Raw genomic sequence first — 16,020 nt, 5'->3', positions numbered from 1 at the left:
GAAATATTTGGGTTGTCGTCTGTTTTTCAACTCTTATTGTTGATTTTTTGTTAAGCCGAGGAACGGCATAGTATTTTTTTCCAGGGGTGGGAAAAAAGGATATTCAGGAGAAAATGTGCCACATATCCGTCAGTTATGTTGGGTGGGATTACTGTGCTTAAGTGGCTCCGCCGCCGCAGCGAATGTTCGCTTACAGGTCGAAGGATTATCAGGACCGCTGGAGAAAAACGTCCGTGCGCAGCTATCCACGATTCAAAGTGATGAAGTCACTCCAGACCGACGCTTTCGTGCGCGCGTTGATGATGCCATCCGCGAAGGGCTAAAAGCGCTGGGCTACTTTGAGCCCACCATTGATTTTGAGCTGCGTCCGCCGCCGGCGAAAGGACGCCAGGTGTTGATTGCCAAAGTGACCCCTGGTGAGCCGGTGCTGATTGGCGGCACCGAAGTGATTCTGCGCGGTGGCGCACGTACGGATAAAGATTACCTGGATCTGCTGAAAACGCGACCGGCAATCGGCACCGTGCTGAATCAGGGGGACTATGATAACTTCAAAAAATCACTCACCAGCGTGGCGCTGCGCAAAGGCTATTTCGACAGTGAATTTAATAAAAGCCAGCTTGGGATAGCGCTCGAACGCCGCCAGGCATTCTGGGATATCGATTACAACAGCGGTGAACGCTATCGCTTTGGCCATGTCACTTTTGAAGGCTCGCAAATTCGCGATGAGTACCTGCAAAATCTGGTGCCCTTTAAAGAGGGTGAAGAGTACGAGTCGAAAGATCTGGGCGAACTGAACCGTCGTCTGTCGGCGACCGGATGGTTTAATTCCGTGGTCGTCGCACCGGAATTTGATAAAGCCCGTGAAACCAAAGTGCTGCCGCTGAAAGGCGTGGTGTCGCCGCGAACTGAAAATACCATCGAAACCGGGGTCGGTTACTCAACTGACGTCGGTCCACGGGTGAAGACCTCGTGGAAAAAGCCGTGGATGAACTCCTATGGCCACAGCCTGACCACCAGCGCCAGCATCTCTGCGCCAGAGCAGGTTCTTGATTTCAGTTATAAAATGCCGCTATTAAAGAACCCGCTGGAGCAGTATTACCTGGTGCAGGGGGGCTTTAAGCGTACCGATTTAAACGATACCGAGCAGGACTCCACTACGCTTGCGGTTTCCCGCTACTGGGATCTCTCCAGCGGCTGGCAGCGCGCGATTAACCTGCGCTGGAGCCTCGACCACTTTACCCAGGGTAACGTCACTAACACCACCATGCTGCTCTATCCGGGCGTGATGATCAGCCGGACGCGCTCGCGCGGCGGTCTGATGCCAGTCTGGGGCGACTCCCAACGTTATTCCATCGATTACTCCAACACGGCCTGGGGTTCAGACGTTGATTTCTCCGTCTTCCAGGCACAAAACGTCTGGATCCGCACGCTGTACGATCGTCATCGCTTTGTGATGCGCGGCAACCTCGGCTGGATCGAAACCGGGGACTTCGACAAAGTACCGCCGGATCTGCGTTTCTTCGCCGGGGGCGATCGCAGCATTCGCGGCTACAAATACAAATCTATTTCGCCTGAAGGCAGCGACGGCAAGTTGAAAGGGGCCTCGAAGCTGGCGACCGGCTCGCTGGAATATCAGTACAACGTGACCGGAAAATGGTGGGGCGCGATGTTTGTCGATAGCGGCGAAGCGGTCAGCGATATCCGCAGAAGCGATTTCAAAACCGGTGCCGGGGTAGGCGTACGCTGGCAATCGCCAGTGGGACCCATCAAGCTCGACTTTGCTGTCCCTGTGGGCGACAAAGATGAACATGGTTTACAGTTTTACATCGGTCTGGGGCCTGAATTATGAGTTTATGGAAGAAGATAAGCCTCGGCGTGCTGATTTTTATCCTGCTGTTGTTAGGCACGGTGGCGTTCCTCGTCGGCACCACTTCGGGCCTGCATCTGATCTTCAAAGCGGCGAATCGTTGGGTTCCGGGGCTGGAGATTGGTCAGGTTACCGGCGGCTGGCGGGATTTATCGCTCAAAAATATTCGTTATGACCAACCAGGCGTGGCGGTGAATGCTGGCGAAGTGCATCTGGCCGTGGGGCTTAACTGCCTGTGGGACAGCAGCCTGTGCGTCAACGATCTGTCGCTGAAAAATATCAACGTGGCGATCGACAGCAAAAAGATGCCGCCATCAGCGCCGGTTGAAGAGGAAGAGAGCGGTCCGCTTAACCTTTCCACACCTTACCCAATCACGCTTTCGCGCGTGGCGCTGAACAACATCAATATCAAAATCGATGACACCACGGTTTCGGTGCTGGAATTTACCTCCGGCCTGAACTGGCAAGAAAAAACGCTAACCCTGAAGCCAACGTCATTACAGGGGCTGCTGATTGCCCTGCCTAAAGTGGCGGAAGTGGCGCAGGAAGAGGTTGTCGAACCAAAGATTCAAAATCCGCAACCGGATGAAAAACCGCTCGGCGAAACGCTAAAAGAGCTGTTCTCAAAGCCGGTGCTGCCGGAAATGACCGATGTCCATCTGCCGCTCAATCTCAACATTGAAGCGTTTCGCGGCGAGCAGCTGCGCGTGATCGGGGATACGGATTTAACGGTGCATAACATGCTGCTGAAAGTGAGCAGCATTGACGGCAACATGAAACTCGATGCACTGGATATCGACTCGAATCAGGGGACGGTAAAAGCCAGCGGCACGGCGCAACTGACCGACACGTGGCCGGTCGATATTACGTTAAACAGCACGCTCAACGTCGACCCGTTAAAAGGCGAAAAGGTGAAGCTGAAGGTCGGCGGCGCGCTGCGTGAACAGCTGGAAGTCGGCGTAAATCTGTCTGGTCCGGTGGATATGGACCTGCGGGCGCAGGTGCGTCTGGCGGAAGCCGGATTGCCGCTCAACCTTGAGGTGGTGAGTAAGCAGGTTTACTGGCCGTTTACTGGCGACAAGCAGTTCCAGGCTGATGACATCAAGCTCAAACTGACCGGTAAGATGACCGACTATACGCTGTCGATGCGTACCGCTGTGAAAGGGCAGGATATTCCTCCGGCTACCATCACGCTGGACGCCAAAGGCAACGAACAGCAGATCAATCTCGACAAACTCAGCGTTGCGGCGCTGGAAGGGAAAACTGAGCTGAAAGCGCTGGTGGACTGGCAGCAGGCGATCAGCTGGCGCGGGGAGCTAACGCTGGATGGCATCAACACGGCGAAAGCGATCCCGGAGTGGCCATCAAAACTGAATGGCCTGGTGAAAACTCGCGGCAGTCTGTACGGCGGAAGCTGGCAGATGGAGGTGCCCGAGCTGAAGCTGACCGGCAACGTGAAGCAGAACAAGGTTAATGTGCACGGCTCGCTGAAGGGTAACAGCTACCTGCAGTGGACGATCCCGGGCCTGCATCTGGAACTGGGACGCAACAGCGCGGATGTGAAAGGGGAACTGGGGGTCAAAGACCTCAATCTCGACGCGACGATTGATGCCCCGAGCCTGGATAACGCGCTGCCGGGACTGGGCGGTACGGCGAAAGGGCTGGTAAAAGTTCGCGGTACGGTTGAAGCGCCACAGCTGCTGGCGGATATCACCGCCCGTGGTCTGCGCTGGCAGGAGCTGTCCGTCGCTCAGGTGCGTGTCGAAGGCGACGTGAAATCGGCAGAGCAAATCGCTGGTAATCTCAACGTTCGCGTAGAGCGGATTGTACAGCCTGACGTGAATATTGGCCTGGTGACGCTCAATGCCAAAGGTAGCGAAAAGCAGCATGAGCTGCAGTTGCGCATTCAGGGGGAACCGGTCTCCGGGCAGCTCTCCCTGGCAGGTAGCTTTGATCGCAAAGAGCAGCGCTGGAAAGGTGCGTTAAGCGATACCCGCTTCCAGACGCCGGTCGGTCCGTGGTCCCTTAACCGCCCTGTCGCGCTGGATTATCGCAATCAGGAACAGAAAATCAGCATTGGGCCGCACTGCTGGAACAACCCGAATGCGGAACTGTGCGTACCGCAAACCATTGATGCCGGTGCACAAGGACGCGCGGTGGTGAACCTTAACCGCTTTGACCTGGCGATGCTAAAACCGTTTATGCCGGATACAACCCAGGCCAGCGGTGTTTTCACTGGCAAAGCAGATGTGAGCTGGGACACCACCAAAGAGGGGCTGCCGCAGGGGCAGGTTACGCTGAGCGGACGTAACGTGAAGGTCACGCAAAGCTTAAACGATGCGCCGCTCCCTGTGGCGTTTGAAACGCTGAATCTGACCGCCGACCTGCACAATAACCGTGCCGAGCTGGGCTGGCTGATTCGCCTGACCAATAACGGGCAGTTTGACGGCCAGGTGCAGGTGACGGATCCGCAAGGACGCCGCAGTCTCGGCGGCAACGTCAACATCCGCAACTTTAATCTGGCGATGGTGAACCCCATTTTCTCGCGCGGTGAAAAAGCGGCAGGGGTGATCAACGCCAACCTACGTCTGGGCGGCGATGTGCAAAGCCCGCAGCTGCTCGGACAGCTGCAGCTGAGCGGTCTGGATATCGACGGCAACTTTATGCCGTTTGACATGCAGCCAAGCCAGTTAGCCGTTAACTTCACCGGAACACGCTCAACGCTGGCGGGCGTGGTGCGTACGCAGCAGGGCGAAATTAACCTGAGCGGCGATGCCGACTGGAGTCAGATAGACAACTGGCGGGCGCGCGTTGCGGCTAAAGGCAGCAGGGTTCGTATTACCGTGCCGCCGATGGTCCGTCTGGACGTATCGCCGGACGTGGTCTTTGAAGCCACGCCGAGCCTGTTTACCCTCGATGGCAACGTGGATGTGCCGTGGGCGCGTATCGTGGTACACGACCTGCCGGAGAGCGCGGTAGGGGTTTCCAGCGATATGGTCATGCTTAACAACAATCTGCAACCGGAGAAACCGCAGACAGCAGGTATTCCGATCAACAGCAACCTGAACATCCACGTCGGTAACAACGTGCGTATTGACGCCTTTGGTCTGAAAGCGCGTCTGACGGGCGATCTGAAAGTGGTGCAGGATAAGCAGGGGCTGGGGCTGAACGGACAAATTAATATTCCGAGCGGGCGTTTCCATGCCTATGGTCAGGATCTGATTGTGCGTAAGGGCGAGCTGTTGTTCTCCGGTCCGCCTGATCAGCCGTTACTCAACATCGAAGCAATTCGTAACCCGGAAGCCACCGAAGACGACGTGATCGCCGGGGTTCGCGTCACGGGCACTGCCGATGAACCGAAGGCGGAAATCTTCTCCGACCCGGCGATGTCGCAGCAAATGGCGCTGTCCTACCTGCTACGCGGACAAGGACTGGATAGCGAACAGAGCGACAGCGCGGCAATGACTTCAATGCTTATTGGTCTGGGGGTTGCACAAAGTGGTCAGGTTGTGGGTAAAATCGGGGAGACATTTGGCGTAAGCAATCTGGCACTGGACACACAAGGGGTGGGTGATTCATCTCAGGTGGTTGTCAGCGGATACGTACTGCCAGGTCTGCAGGTGAAATATGGTGTGGGTATATTTGACTCCTTAGCGACACTCACGCTACGTTATCGTCTGATGCCTAAGCTATATCTGGAAGCAGTGTCTGGCGTAGATCAGGCACTTGATTTGCTCTATCAGTTCGAGTTTTAGCAATGCGAATATTTGTCTACGGCAGTTTACGAACCAAACAAGGCAACAGCCACTGGATGACCAATGCCCTGTTGCTGGGAAATTTCAGTATCGACAACTACCAGTTGTATAGCCTGGGCCACTATCCAGGCGCCGTTCCAGGAGAGGGAACAGTACACGGGGAAGTTTATCGTATTGATAACGCCACGCTGGCAGAGCTTGACGCTCTGCGTACCCGTGGCGGTGAATACGCACGCCAGTTAATTCAAACGCCGTACGGAAGTGCATGGATGTACGTGTACCAACGTCCGGTTGATGGCTTAACGCTGATTGAAAGCGGTAACTGGTTAGACCGAGACCAGTACTGATATGAACACGCCACCCTCGGGTGGCGTTGTTTTATTCTGGATTCAAAACTCCACGCGCGCGCCGAGGTTATAGCGGCGTCCTTCCACCTGTGCGGATTCGTTCCACGCGGTTGTCAGTTTCGGATCCTCATCCAGCACGTTGTAGACCCCAGCCATCAGTTGCGTGTGCTTATTGAGCTGATAACGTACGCCTACGTCCACCATCGTGTAGTCATCGTATTTATAGTTATTGCCGCTGTTGCGGTTACTGCTGCGATAATTCACCGTACTCCATACGTCCAGGCTTTGCGTTGCCGCCCAGTTCAGCGACAGATTCGCCATATGGCGCGGATAATCGTTTAGTGCGTAGCCTTTGTTAACGCCGCTTTTTTGTTCGCTGTGGTTCCAGGTGTAGTTAGCGTTGGCTTTTACATCGGCGGTAATCTGCCAGTCGGCATTCAGTTCTATACCGTATACATCCGCCTCGCTGACGTTGAAGTATTTACTGACGGAATCCGCGTTGTAGCCGTTGACGGAGCACTGGTTCGTCGACGTGGTTTCACAAATAGTTTGTTCAGCAATTTTGTCTTTGAACTGCGTATAGAAGACGGTGCTGTCGAGCGATAGCGCATCTCCCGTCCAGTAGAGGCCCAGTTCAGAGTTAACGCTTTGTTCAGGTTTCAGGTCGTCGTTACCAACGGTGAGGAAGGGATAAGGTACGGTTGAGCCGTAAGGGGTTACGAAGTTGCTGGACGTCGCGCGCAGCTCCGGTTTTTTATAGCCTGCGGAAACGCCGCCTTTCAGCGCCCAGTCATTGCTAAAGGCCCAGTTACCGTACATTTTTGGCGTAATATGTGTGCCAAAATTGTCATCCTGGTCCATCCTCGCTGACGTGGTCAGGATGAAATCGCCAATGCTCCAGCCGTCTTCAGCAAACAATGCCCAACCGTTACGGCTGATTTTGGTCACCGGGTCAGATCCGGGCAGCGTTTTGTTGGCCACATCAAAGCGGTCATTCAGCTCTTCGCGCGTGAAATTCGCCCCAACAGTCAGTTTATGGGTGTCGAGCGTGAAAGTGGTTTGCGAATTGGCGACGTAGTTCTCCATCTGCACATACTGCGGGGACTGTCCGTCATAAACGTACTTCGAACGGCCTTTTTCATAGTTTATGTAGTTGGTCGTCGCGATGGTGTCGTCTGCATACCAGCCGGTATGCGTCAGGGTGGCGGCGTTACGATCGAACAGCCATGACCACGGCGCACCGCGTTTCTGGGTACGGTTTTTTTCCTGCTCACCGGTGACCACGTTGAGATCGAACAGGTTATTTTCGCTGGCGGCCAGGCCCAATGTCATATCAACGGATTTACGATTGTGTTTGCCAAAATAGTTATTGCGATCGTCATCGCGACGGTCAAGCCAGTCGGCCGCCACGCTAAGGCCGAGAACATCGGGCACAATCGGCCCCATGGTAAACAAATTCATCTGGCTGGTATTACCTAAATACTGGTGCTCCTGCAGCCAGGTATTGGCAGCAATTGCCGTGGTCCACTCTTTTGCGCCGTACGGTTTTTTGGTAATGACGTTAACCACACCGCCGATGGCGTCTGAGCCGTACAGCGAGGACATCGGCCCACGGATAACTTCGATACGCTCAATGGCCTCCATTGGCGGTAAGAAGTTGGCTTCAGTACCAATATCATGTCCGTAAGGGCGAGATTCACCGGTATTTTGTTTGACGCTGTTGACCATAAAAGCGGTATAGGACGGGTCCATGCCGCGGATCATAATGCTGCCGGCGTTCATACCGCTGCTGTTGGTGACCGAGACGCCGGGAAGGTTTTTAATGGCTTCACCGATGCTACGGTCCGGCTGAATATCCAGCGTGTTACGATCGATAACTGAAATAGTGGCCGGCGCTTCGCGTTTTTGCTGCGAGAATCCGGATGCGGTGATCACCATTTCATCTTCGCTAGTGCGTGAGGTCTCGGTGAGTTCTTCTGCCTGGGTGGGGAAAATAACACCGCCTGAGAATGCAACGATCCCTGTCAGCGTAATAAGTTGACGCGTTTTCATAATATAGACACCTGAAAAGTAAAAAATAAAAACATCACCTTGCAGCTCAAAAAAGCTGCAAGGTGCAGATGGTTTTTTAATTATTAATATTTAGAGAGATCGATTTTCAGCACGTAGTCGGGCTTCACACCTGTCATTTTTTCCGACTGTTTGACGCTGACGTACAGGGTGTTAGCATCTGCCGAGAGCGCCAGGCTGTTAGGTAATGCATTGGTTTCAATGCTTTGTTTTACCTGGTAGGTCTTGCTGTTCACAATGCTGATGCGTTTAGCATTACGGTGGGTGATATAAACTTCCTGGCGTTTTTCGTTATATATCACTGCCAGCGAGTTAATAACCTTAATTGGTGCAATAACCTTACCGGTATTAATATCAACAACCAGTACATCCACTAAATCCGGATCGGTCAGGAATGCGCGGTTATTTTTTGCATCCAGGGCAATATTCAGGAAAAAATGTTTTTTATCTGGCTCAATGGTAAAGCGATTAATAATTTGATGGTTGGTGGTATCCAGCGTAATAAGTTCGTTTCGGCCATTCACAACATACAGGCGGTTCTTATTTGCATCCACGGCCATGCCGGTCGGGTACTGGCCCATGTTCTCGAGGGTGGCGATTTTCTCGCGCTTTTGTGTGTCCACCACCCAGACTATGCCCTTTTCAGCCACGCCGGAAACGTACAGACGGTGGTGCTGTTTATCGAGCACCATTTCACGCGTATGAACAATATCTTTCGGGTTTTTGGCTTCGCTCAGTTGCAGTATCGCCAGCTCTTTACCGCTGCGGGTATCGACTAGCGTTACTGAACCTTCCAGCGTGTTGCCGACATACAGCACCTGGTTTTCTTCATCCAGCGCGGTGGCAAAGGCACGACGGCTGGTGTCGATGACTTCAGTCGTCGTGAGTTTCTCCAGATCGAGTTTATAGATAAGCCCGCTGGTTTTATCTTTATCAAACGACGGCGACGAGGCGACAAAAAGTGCATTCTGCTGGCTATCTACCGCCAGTTCATACACGCCGTTACCGACATCGCGGGTCAGAAAATCTTTCTCAGGTAGCGTCTGCGCCACGCTGGACAGGCTGGTAAATAACAGCGCTGTGGCGAGAGCCACGCAGGAATAGCGTTTCAGGGACTTCACATTGTGGAGGTTCATTGACTTTTATTCACATTTATTTACATGCTGAGAATGATAATGAGATCTAATATCATTCGCAATTAAGATAAATGAAATGTGACTACCCATTCTGGTAGGTCAAAAAGAAAACAGCGAAGGGGAGAGGTGGTAGAACGTAGAAATTTAAAAACCCTTACTAACCAGAGACTGGCGTTCAGGGTTTTAAGCAAACGCGAACTTACTTCTTCGCGCGCTCGAAAGAAGCAACGATTTCAGCTTTAGCGGCTTCAGCGTTGTCCCAACCGTCAACTTTCACCCATTTGCCCGCTTCGAGATCTTTGTAGTGTTCGAAGAAGTGGGTGATCTGTGCTTTCAGCAGCTCCGGCAGGTCGGTCACATCTTTGATGTGATCGTATTCTTTGCTCAGCTTAGTGTGCGGAACCGCAACCAGTTTCGCATCTTCACCGGATTCGTCAGTCATTTTCAGTACGCCAACCGGACGGCAGCGGATCACTGAACCTGGCTCCAGCGGGTACGGAGTCGGGACAAGAACGTCTACCGGGTCACCGTCCAGAGACAGGGTGTGGTTGATGTAACCGTAGTTGCACGGATAGAACATCGCGGTGGACATGAAGCGGTCAACGAACAGGGCGCCGCTCTCTTTGTCAACTTCGTATTTGATCGGATCTGCGTTGGCAGGGATCTCGATAACAACGTAGATATCTTCCGGCAGATCTTTACCGGCAGGGACGTTGAGTAAGCTCATGTCTGTTTCCTTTAAATAAGCTATGGCAAACAAGTGGCGGGTATTATAGCCAACTCGCGCTGAATGTCTCCGCTTGTTTTCGCTTTCTCTGCGCTCATTTTCTTCTTTTTACCCCTCTATCGTGACAGAAAAATCCATATCTTCAGCTGCATTTTTCATAGCGGGATGAAAGCGATTACAAAGTTGTGATTAACGTTTTATTTACTTTTTTGAAGTGTGATGTAACGCAATTCGTTACATGCTCAATTGTCTATAGTTTTTTCGCGACGGTTTATTAACCAACAATAATCACCCTACGAGGACGCACTTATGTGGAAGCGCTTACTTTTAGTCACAGCAGTTTCGGCAGCCATGTCGTCTATGGCAATGGCAGCCCCTTTAACCGTAGGATTTTCGCAAGTTGGCTCTGAATCCGGCTGGCGCGCCGCAGAAACCAACGTTGCGAAAAGCGAGGCTGAAAAGCGTGGTATTACGCTGAAAATCGCTGACGGCCAGCAAAAGCAGGAAAACCAGATTAAAGCAGTTCGCTCATTTGTTGCGCAGGGCGTTGACGCCATCTTTATTGCGCCGGTCGTGGCAACGGGTTGGGAACCGGTTTTAAAAGAAGCTAAAGATGCCGACATTCCGGTCTTTTTGCTCGATCGTTCCATCGATGTAAAAGACAAATCTCTCTATATGACCACGGTCACCGCCGACAACGTGCTGGAAGGTAAATTGATCGGCGACTGGTTGATTAAACAGGTGAACGGCAAGCCGTGTAACGTCGTTGAGCTGCAAGGGACCGTCGGGGCCAGCGTGGCCATCGATCGTAAAAAAGGGTTTGCTGAAGCCATCGCCAACGCGCCAAACATTAAGATTATCCGCTCACAGTCCGGCGACTTCACCCGCAGTAAAGGGAAAGAAGTGATGGAGAGCTTTATCAAAGCGGAAAACAATGGCAAGAACATCTGCATGGTTTACGCCCACAACGATGACATGGTGATCGGGGCAATCCAGGCGATTAAAGAAGCAGGCCTGAAACCCGGCAAAGATATTCTGACCGGTTCCATCGACGGTGTACCGGATATCTACAAAGCAATGATTGACGGTGAAGCCAACGCCAGCGTCGAGCTGACGCCGAATATGGCAGGTCCGGCATTCGACGCGCTGGAGAAATTCAAAAAAGACGGCACGATGCCTGAAAAGCTGACCATTACCAAGTCGATCCTCTATCTGCCGGATACGGCGAAAGAAGAGTTAGAGAAGAAGAAAAACATGGGCTACTAGTTTTGCTGCCGGTCTTCCGTAGGCCTGATGGCGTTGCGCTTATCAGGCCTACGAAAAGGCCGTGATTTCGTACCGGAGGAATGCCATGACCACCGACCCCCATCAGGAAATCCTCCGCACCGAAGGATTAAGCAAATTCTTTCCCGGCGTCAAAGCGCTGGATAACGTGGATTTCAGCTTGCGTCGCGGTGAGATTATGGCGCTGCTGGGAGAAAACGGAGCCGGTAAATCGACGCTAATCAAAGCGCTGACCGGCGTTTACCATGCAGATCGCGGCACGATCTGGCTCGAAGGCCAGCCTATCTCCCCCAAAAATACTGCCCATGCCCAGCAGTTGGGGATCGGTACCGTGTATCAGGAAGTGAATCTGCTGCCCAATATGTCGGTAGCGGATAACTTGTTTATTGGCCGTGAACCGCGGCGTTTTGGCCTGCTGCTGCGCAAGCAGATGGAAAAACGCGCGACGGAGTTGATGGCGTCATACGGTTTTTCCCTCGACGTGCGCGAGCCGCTGAACCGCTTTTCCGTGGCGATGCAGCAGATCGTCGCTATCTGTCGGGCGATCGATCTCTCCGCGAAAGTGCTGATCCTCGATGAGCCCACCGCCAGTCTTGATACCCAGGAGGTAGAAATGCTGTTCGGCCTGATGCGGCATCTGCGCGATCGGGGCGTCAGTCTGATCTTCGTTACCCATTTCCTCGATCAGGTCTATCAGGTCAGCGATCGCATTACCGTTCTGCGTAACGGCGGCTTCGTTGGCTGCCGTGAAACCCGCGAACTGCCACAGATCGAACTGGTCAAAATGATGCTGGGTCGCGAACTGGATACCCATGCGCTACAGCGTGCGGGCCGTACGTTGCTGAGTGATAAACCAGTGGCGGCCTTTAGCGACTTTGGCAAGAAAGGCACCATCGCGCCGTTTGATCTACAGGTGCGTCCTGGTGAGATCGTTGGTCTCGCTGGACTGCTGGGATCCGGGCGAACGGAAACGGCGGAGGTGATCTTCGGTATTAAACCCGCCGACAGCGGCAGTGCGCTGATCAAAGGCAAAGCGCAGACCTTGCGATCGCCGCATCAGGCTTCGTGTCTGGGGATCGGCTTCTGTCCGGAGGATCGCAAAACGGATGGCATTATCGCCGCCGCCTCGGTGCGTGAAAACATCATTCTGGCATTACAGGCGCAGCGTGGCTGGCTGCGGCCTATTCCGCGGAAAGAACAAAATGAGATTGCCGAGCGTTTTATCCGCCAGCTCGGAATTCGCACCCCCAACGCTGAACAGCCGATCGAATTCCTCTCCGGCGGCAATCAGCAAAAAGTATTGCTCTCGCGCTGGTTACTGACCAAACCGCAGTTCCTGATCCTCGATGAACCTACGCGTGGGATCGACGTCGGCGCGCATGCCGAGATCATCCGCCTGATCGAAACGCTGTGCGCGGATGGTCTGGCGCTGCTGGTGATTTCATCCGAACTGGAAGAGTTAGTGGGCTATGCCGATCGGGTCATTATTATGCGCGATCGCAAACAGGTGGCCGAGATCCCGCTGGCTGAACTGTCCGTGCCGGCGATCATGAACGCCATTGCGGCCTAAGGAGACTATGGTGATGCCTCAATCTCTCCCTCAATCCACTCCGCCGCAACGGCGATTCCGCTGGCCAAAGGGCATGCCACAACTGGTGGCGCTACTGCTGGTGCTGCTGGTGGATAGCCTGGTCGCGCCGCACTTTTATCAGGTGATTTTGCAAGATGGTCGGCTGTTCGGTAGCCCGATTGATATTCTCAACCGTGCCGCCCCCGTGGCGCTGTTAGCGATTGGCATGACGCTGGTGATTGCCACCGGCGGCATCGACCTTTCCGTGGGCGCTGTCATGGCCATTGCCGGTGCCACCACCGCGGCGATGACGGTGGCCGGGCACAGTTTGCCGGTGGTGCTGCTTGCCGCCTTAGGCTCCGGCATTCTGGCAGGGTTATGGAACGGGATTCTGGTGGCAATCCTCAAGATCCAACCGTTCGTTGCCACGCTAATCCTGATGGTGGCCGGGCGCGGAGTGGCGCAGCTTATCACCTCCGGGCAGATCGTCACCTTCAACTCGCCCGAACTGTCGTGGTTTGGCAGCGGCTCGCTCTTACTGTTCCCCACGCCAGTGATCATTGCACTGTTAACGCTGGTGGTGTTCTGGCTACTGACGCGTAAAACGGCGCTGGGGATGTTTATTGAAGCGGTAGGCATCAACATTCGTGCGGCAAAAAACGCCGGGGTGAACACGCGCATTATCGTGATGCTCACCTATGTGCTGAGCGGTCTGTGTGCGGCTATCGCCGGCATTATCGTCACGGCGGATATCCGCGGGGCAGATGCCAATAACGCCGGATTGTGGCTGGAACTGGATGCCATCCTGGCGGTAGTCATCGGCGGCGGCTCGCTGATGGGCGGGCGCTTTAATCTGCTGCTGTCGGTGGTCGGGGCATTGATTATTCAGGGCATGAACACCGGGATTTTACTGTCGGGCTTCCCGCCAGAACTAAATCAAGTGGTCAAAGCCGTGGTGGTGTTGTGTGTGCTGGTCGTGCAATCACAACGCTTTATCAGCCTGATAAAAGGAGTGCGTGGTCATGATAAAACGTAATTTACCGCTGATGATCACCCTCGGCGTGTTTGTGCTGGGTTACCTCTACTGCCTGACACAGTTTCCGGCTTTTGCTTCAACCAGAGTTATCTGCAATATCCTGACCGATAACGCTTTTCTGGGCATCATCGCCGTGGGCATGACCTTCGTGATTCTCTCTGGCGGGATCGACCTGTCCGTTGGCTCGGTGATCGCGTTTACCGGCGTATTTCTGGCGAAGGCCATTGGCTACTGGGGTATATCTCCGCTGTTGGCGTTTCCCCTGATTCTGCTGATGGGCTGCGCGTTTGGCGCGTTTATGGGGTTACTGATTGATGCGCTGAAGATCCCAGCATTCATTATTACCCTGGCGGGAATGTTCTTCCTGCGCGGCGTCAGCTATCTGGTGTCTGAAGAGTCGATCCCAATTAACCATCCGGTTTATGACATGCTCTCAAGCCTGGCATGGAAAATTCCCGGCGGCGGTCGCCTGAGTGCAATGGGATTGCTGATGCTGGCGGTAGTCGTCATTGGCATATTCCTGGCGCACCGTACGCGCTTTGGTAATCAGGTTTACGCGATTGGCGGCAACGCCACCTCTGCCAACCTGATGGGGATCTCAACCCGCAGCACGACCATCCGTATCTATATGCTGTCGACCGGGCTTGCGACGCTTGCCGGCATTGTCTTTTCAATTTACACCCAGGCGGGTTATGCGCTGGCGGGCGTCGGCGTTGAGCTGGATGCGATTGCCTCAGTCGTGATTGGCGGAACCCTGTTGAGCGGTGGGGTCGGTACGGTGTTAGGAACGTTGTTTGGTGTCGCCATTCAGGGGTTGATCCAGACCTACATTAATTTTGATGGCACATTAAGTTCCTGGTGGACGAAGATCGCGATTGGCATTTTATTGTTTATTTTTATTGCCTTACAGCGCGGCCTGACGGTACTTTGGGAAAATCGTCAAAGCTCGCCAGTAACCAGAGTGGGGACGGCTGCAACACCAAAGTAACATCCTGATTTTTCACTAAATATTTAAATACCTAAACTTTTTCCGGTTGTAGTCGATAGGTTCTGTACAGGTCTGTTTTAACCCTACAACCGGAAATATAACGATGCCAAAATCCCTTTCAATTCGATCAAGTTTGTTGGTGTTATTGTCTCTGCTGACGTTCCTTCTGTTGCTGACCGGCGGTATGGGGCTGTATGCCTCTACCCGTATCATTACTTCTTTGATTTACCACGGTATTATGAGCGCCTCGATGTTGGCTGCCCTCGCATTGCTGGCGGTGATTTGGTTCATGCTGCGAAATAAGTTTCTCAAGCCGCTGGATAATATGGTTGAGCAACTGGAACGCCTGGCGACGGGGGATTTGTCGCCGGTTACCGCGCTGTCGGCCAGCGCCGAATTCAACCGTCTGAACGCGGCAATGGATGAAATGCGCCATGCGCTGGGCGACTCGGTACAGCGTGTCCGTGATGCCAGTTTACAAATTGATATTGGTAGCCGTGAGCTGACGGCCGGGAACCAGCATCTGGCGCAACGTACTGAATCGACAGCCACTTCGCTGGAGCAGACCGCCGCCAGTATGGAAGAACTCACGGCGACCGTGAAACAGAATGCGCAGAACGCGGAACAGGCACACCAGTTGGCAAAATCGGTGTCGGATACCGCCGATCGCGGCAGTGAGATGGTGTGCTATGTGATTGAGAAAATGCGCGATATTTCCGGCAGTTCCAGCCGAATCGCCGACATCCTCAGCGTAATCGACGGTATTGCTTTCCAGACCAATATCCTGGCGCTCAATGCTTCTGTTGAAGCGGCACGTGCCGGTGAGCAAGGGCGGGGCTTTGCGGTCGTTGCAGGTGAAGTGCGTAATCTGGCCAGCCGCAGCGCCGAGGCGGCAAAAGAGATCCGCACGTTAATCAGCGATTCACACACCCACGTGGGAGAAGGCAGCGAGCTGGCGCAGCAGGCGGGCGAAACCATGGATGAGATTGCCAATGAAGTGATGCGCATGACCAAACTGATGCGTGAAATTGCCAGCGCGTCGCAGGAACAGAGTCGCGGCATCGAGCAGGTGAATATCGCTGTGATTCAGATGGATGAAACGGCGCAGCAAAATGCGGCGCTGGTACAGCAATCTTCAGCGGCTACCCGCTCACTGGAAGAGCAGTCACATGCGCTGCTCGAAGCAATGGCGGCGTTTAAAGTACAAACGGCGTAGGGGATAAATTTGCCGGATGATGGC

The 16,020-nt window shown here is 53.7% G+C and carries 11 protein-coding genes; 8 read left to right on the top strand and 3 right to left on the bottom strand.

Annotated features, from left to right (window positions below):
- Nucleotides 1–115 precede the first annotated feature (115 nt).
- Genes tamA through HVZ39_RS22160 form a run of 3 tightly spaced genes read left to right on the top strand, consistent with a single transcriptional unit; the run spans nt 116 to nt 5,969 of the window.
- A complete protein-coding gene (tamA, locus tag HVZ39_RS22170) occupies nt 116–1,849 on the top strand; it encodes an autotransporter assembly complex protein TamA (protein ID WP_016155528.1) in 1,734 nt (577 codons plus the stop codon).
- Nucleotides 1,846–5,622: an autotransporter assembly complex protein TamB gene (gene tamB / locus HVZ39_RS22165; protein WP_181632982.1), complete on the top strand. Its 3,777-nt coding sequence runs from the start codon at nt 1,846–1,848 to the stop codon at nt 5,620–5,622. The genes tamA and tamB overlap by 4 nt, the downstream gene beginning before the upstream one ends.
- A 2-nt stretch (nt 5,623–5,624) precedes the next feature.
- On the top strand, nt 5,625–5,969 hold the full coding sequence (locus tag HVZ39_RS22160; RefSeq protein ID WP_016151451.1) for a gamma-glutamylcyclotransferase: 345 nt from the start codon (nt 5,625–5,627) through the stop codon (nt 5,967–5,969).
- 42 nt (nt 5,970–6,011) lie between these two features.
- On the opposite strand, the gene HVZ39_RS22155 is transcribed toward HVZ39_RS22160, so the two are convergent.
- The 3 genes from HVZ39_RS22155 to ppa form a co-directional block, all read right to left on the bottom strand.
- The gene (locus HVZ39_RS22155) at nt 6,012–8,021 is read right to left on the bottom strand and encodes a TonB-dependent receptor (RefSeq protein WP_016155530.1); all 2,010 of its coding nucleotides are present in this window, start codon (nt 8,019–8,021) and stop codon (nt 6,012–6,014) included.
- An 83-nt stretch (nt 8,022–8,104) separates the two neighbouring features.
- Nucleotides 8,105–9,175 (bottom strand): YncE family protein, encoded by a 1,071-nt coding sequence (locus HVZ39_RS22150; protein ID WP_181632981.1) that lies wholly within the window; start codon nt 9,173–9,175, stop codon nt 8,105–8,107.
- Nucleotides 9,176–9,374: 199 nt separating this feature from the next.
- A complete protein-coding gene (gene ppa / locus HVZ39_RS22145; protein WP_003025726.1) occupies nt 9,375–9,902 on the bottom strand; it encodes an inorganic diphosphatase in 528 nt (175 codons plus the stop codon).
- 309 nt (nt 9,903–10,211) lie between these two features.
- Here ppa and ytfQ point away from each other — a divergent pair, with 309 nt between their 5' ends.
- The 5 genes from ytfQ (at nt 10,212) to HVZ39_RS22120 (ending at nt 15,996) form a co-directional block, all read left to right on the top strand.
- Nucleotides 10,212–11,168, top strand: coding sequence for a galactofuranose ABC transporter substrate-binding protein YtfQ (gene ytfQ, locus HVZ39_RS22140; RefSeq protein WP_016151454.1), 957 nt, complete (start codon nt 10,212–10,214; stop codon nt 11,166–11,168).
- An 85-nt stretch (nt 11,169–11,253) separates the two neighbouring features.
- Entirely contained in the window at nt 11,254–12,756 is a 1,503-nt protein-coding gene (gene ytfR / locus HVZ39_RS22135) for a galactofuranose ABC transporter, ATP-binding protein YtfR (protein WP_046275826.1), read from the top strand.
- A gap of 13 nt (nt 12,757–12,769) precedes the next feature.
- Nucleotides 12,770–13,792: a galactofuranose ABC transporter, ATP-binding protein YtfT gene (gene ytfT, locus HVZ39_RS22130; protein ID WP_016155534.1), complete on the top strand. Its 1,023-nt coding sequence runs from the start codon at nt 12,770–12,772 to the stop codon at nt 13,790–13,792.
- The gene (gene yjfF, locus HVZ39_RS22125) at nt 13,779–14,780 is read left to right on the top strand and encodes a galactofuranose ABC transporter, permease protein YjfF (protein WP_016151457.1); all 1,002 of its coding nucleotides are present in this window, start codon (nt 13,779–13,781) and stop codon (nt 14,778–14,780) included. The genes ytfT and yjfF overlap by 14 nt, the downstream gene beginning before the upstream one ends.
- Before the next feature lie 103 nt (nt 14,781–14,883).
- A complete protein-coding gene (locus HVZ39_RS22120; RefSeq protein ID WP_016155535.1) occupies nt 14,884–15,996 on the top strand; it encodes a methyl-accepting chemotaxis protein in 1,113 nt (370 codons plus the stop codon).
- Nucleotides 15,997–16,020 lie beyond the last annotated feature (24 nt).

Origin of the sequence: Citrobacter sp. RHB35-C21 (genome assembly GCF_013816515.1) — a bacterium.
Taxonomy (GTDB): Bacteria; Pseudomonadota; Gammaproteobacteria; order Enterobacterales; family Enterobacteriaceae; genus Citrobacter; species Citrobacter braakii.
The sequence above is the reverse complement of the archived record's forward strand: the minus strand, read 5'-3'. Positions and strand labels throughout refer to the sequence as shown.

Coding starts and splice junctions, on each gene's coding strand:
- HVZ39_RS22120 (WP_016155535.1), top strand. CDS start 14,884: ATGCCAAAATCCCTTTCAATTCGATCAAGTTTGTTGGTGTTATTGTCT.
- HVZ39_RS22160 (WP_016151451.1), top strand. CDS start 5,625: ATGCGAATATTTGTCTACGGCAGTTTACGAACCAAACAAGGCAACAGC.
- HVZ39_RS22155 (WP_016155530.1), bottom strand. CDS start 8,021: ATGAAAACGCGTCAACTTATTACGCTGACAGGGATCGTTGCATTCTCA.
- yjfF (WP_016151457.1), top strand. CDS start 13,779: ATGATAAAACGTAATTTACCGCTGATGATCACCCTCGGCGTGTTTGTG.
- ytfT (WP_016155534.1), top strand. CDS start 12,770: ATGCCTCAATCTCTCCCTCAATCCACTCCGCCGCAACGGCGATTCCGC.
- ytfQ (WP_016151454.1), top strand. CDS start 10,212: ATGTGGAAGCGCTTACTTTTAGTCACAGCAGTTTCGGCAGCCATGTCG.
- ppa (WP_003025726.1), bottom strand. CDS start 9,902: ATGAGCTTACTCAACGTCCCTGCCGGTAAAGATCTGCCGGAAGATATC.
- ytfR (WP_046275826.1), top strand. CDS start 11,254: ATGACCACCGACCCCCATCAGGAAATCCTCCGCACCGAAGGATTAAGC.
- tamB (WP_181632982.1), top strand. CDS start 1,846: ATGAGTTTATGGAAGAAGATAAGCCTCGGCGTGCTGATTTTTATCCTG.
- HVZ39_RS22150 (WP_181632981.1), bottom strand. CDS start 9,175: ATGAACCTCCACAATGTGAAGTCCCTGAAACGCTATTCCTGCGTGGCT.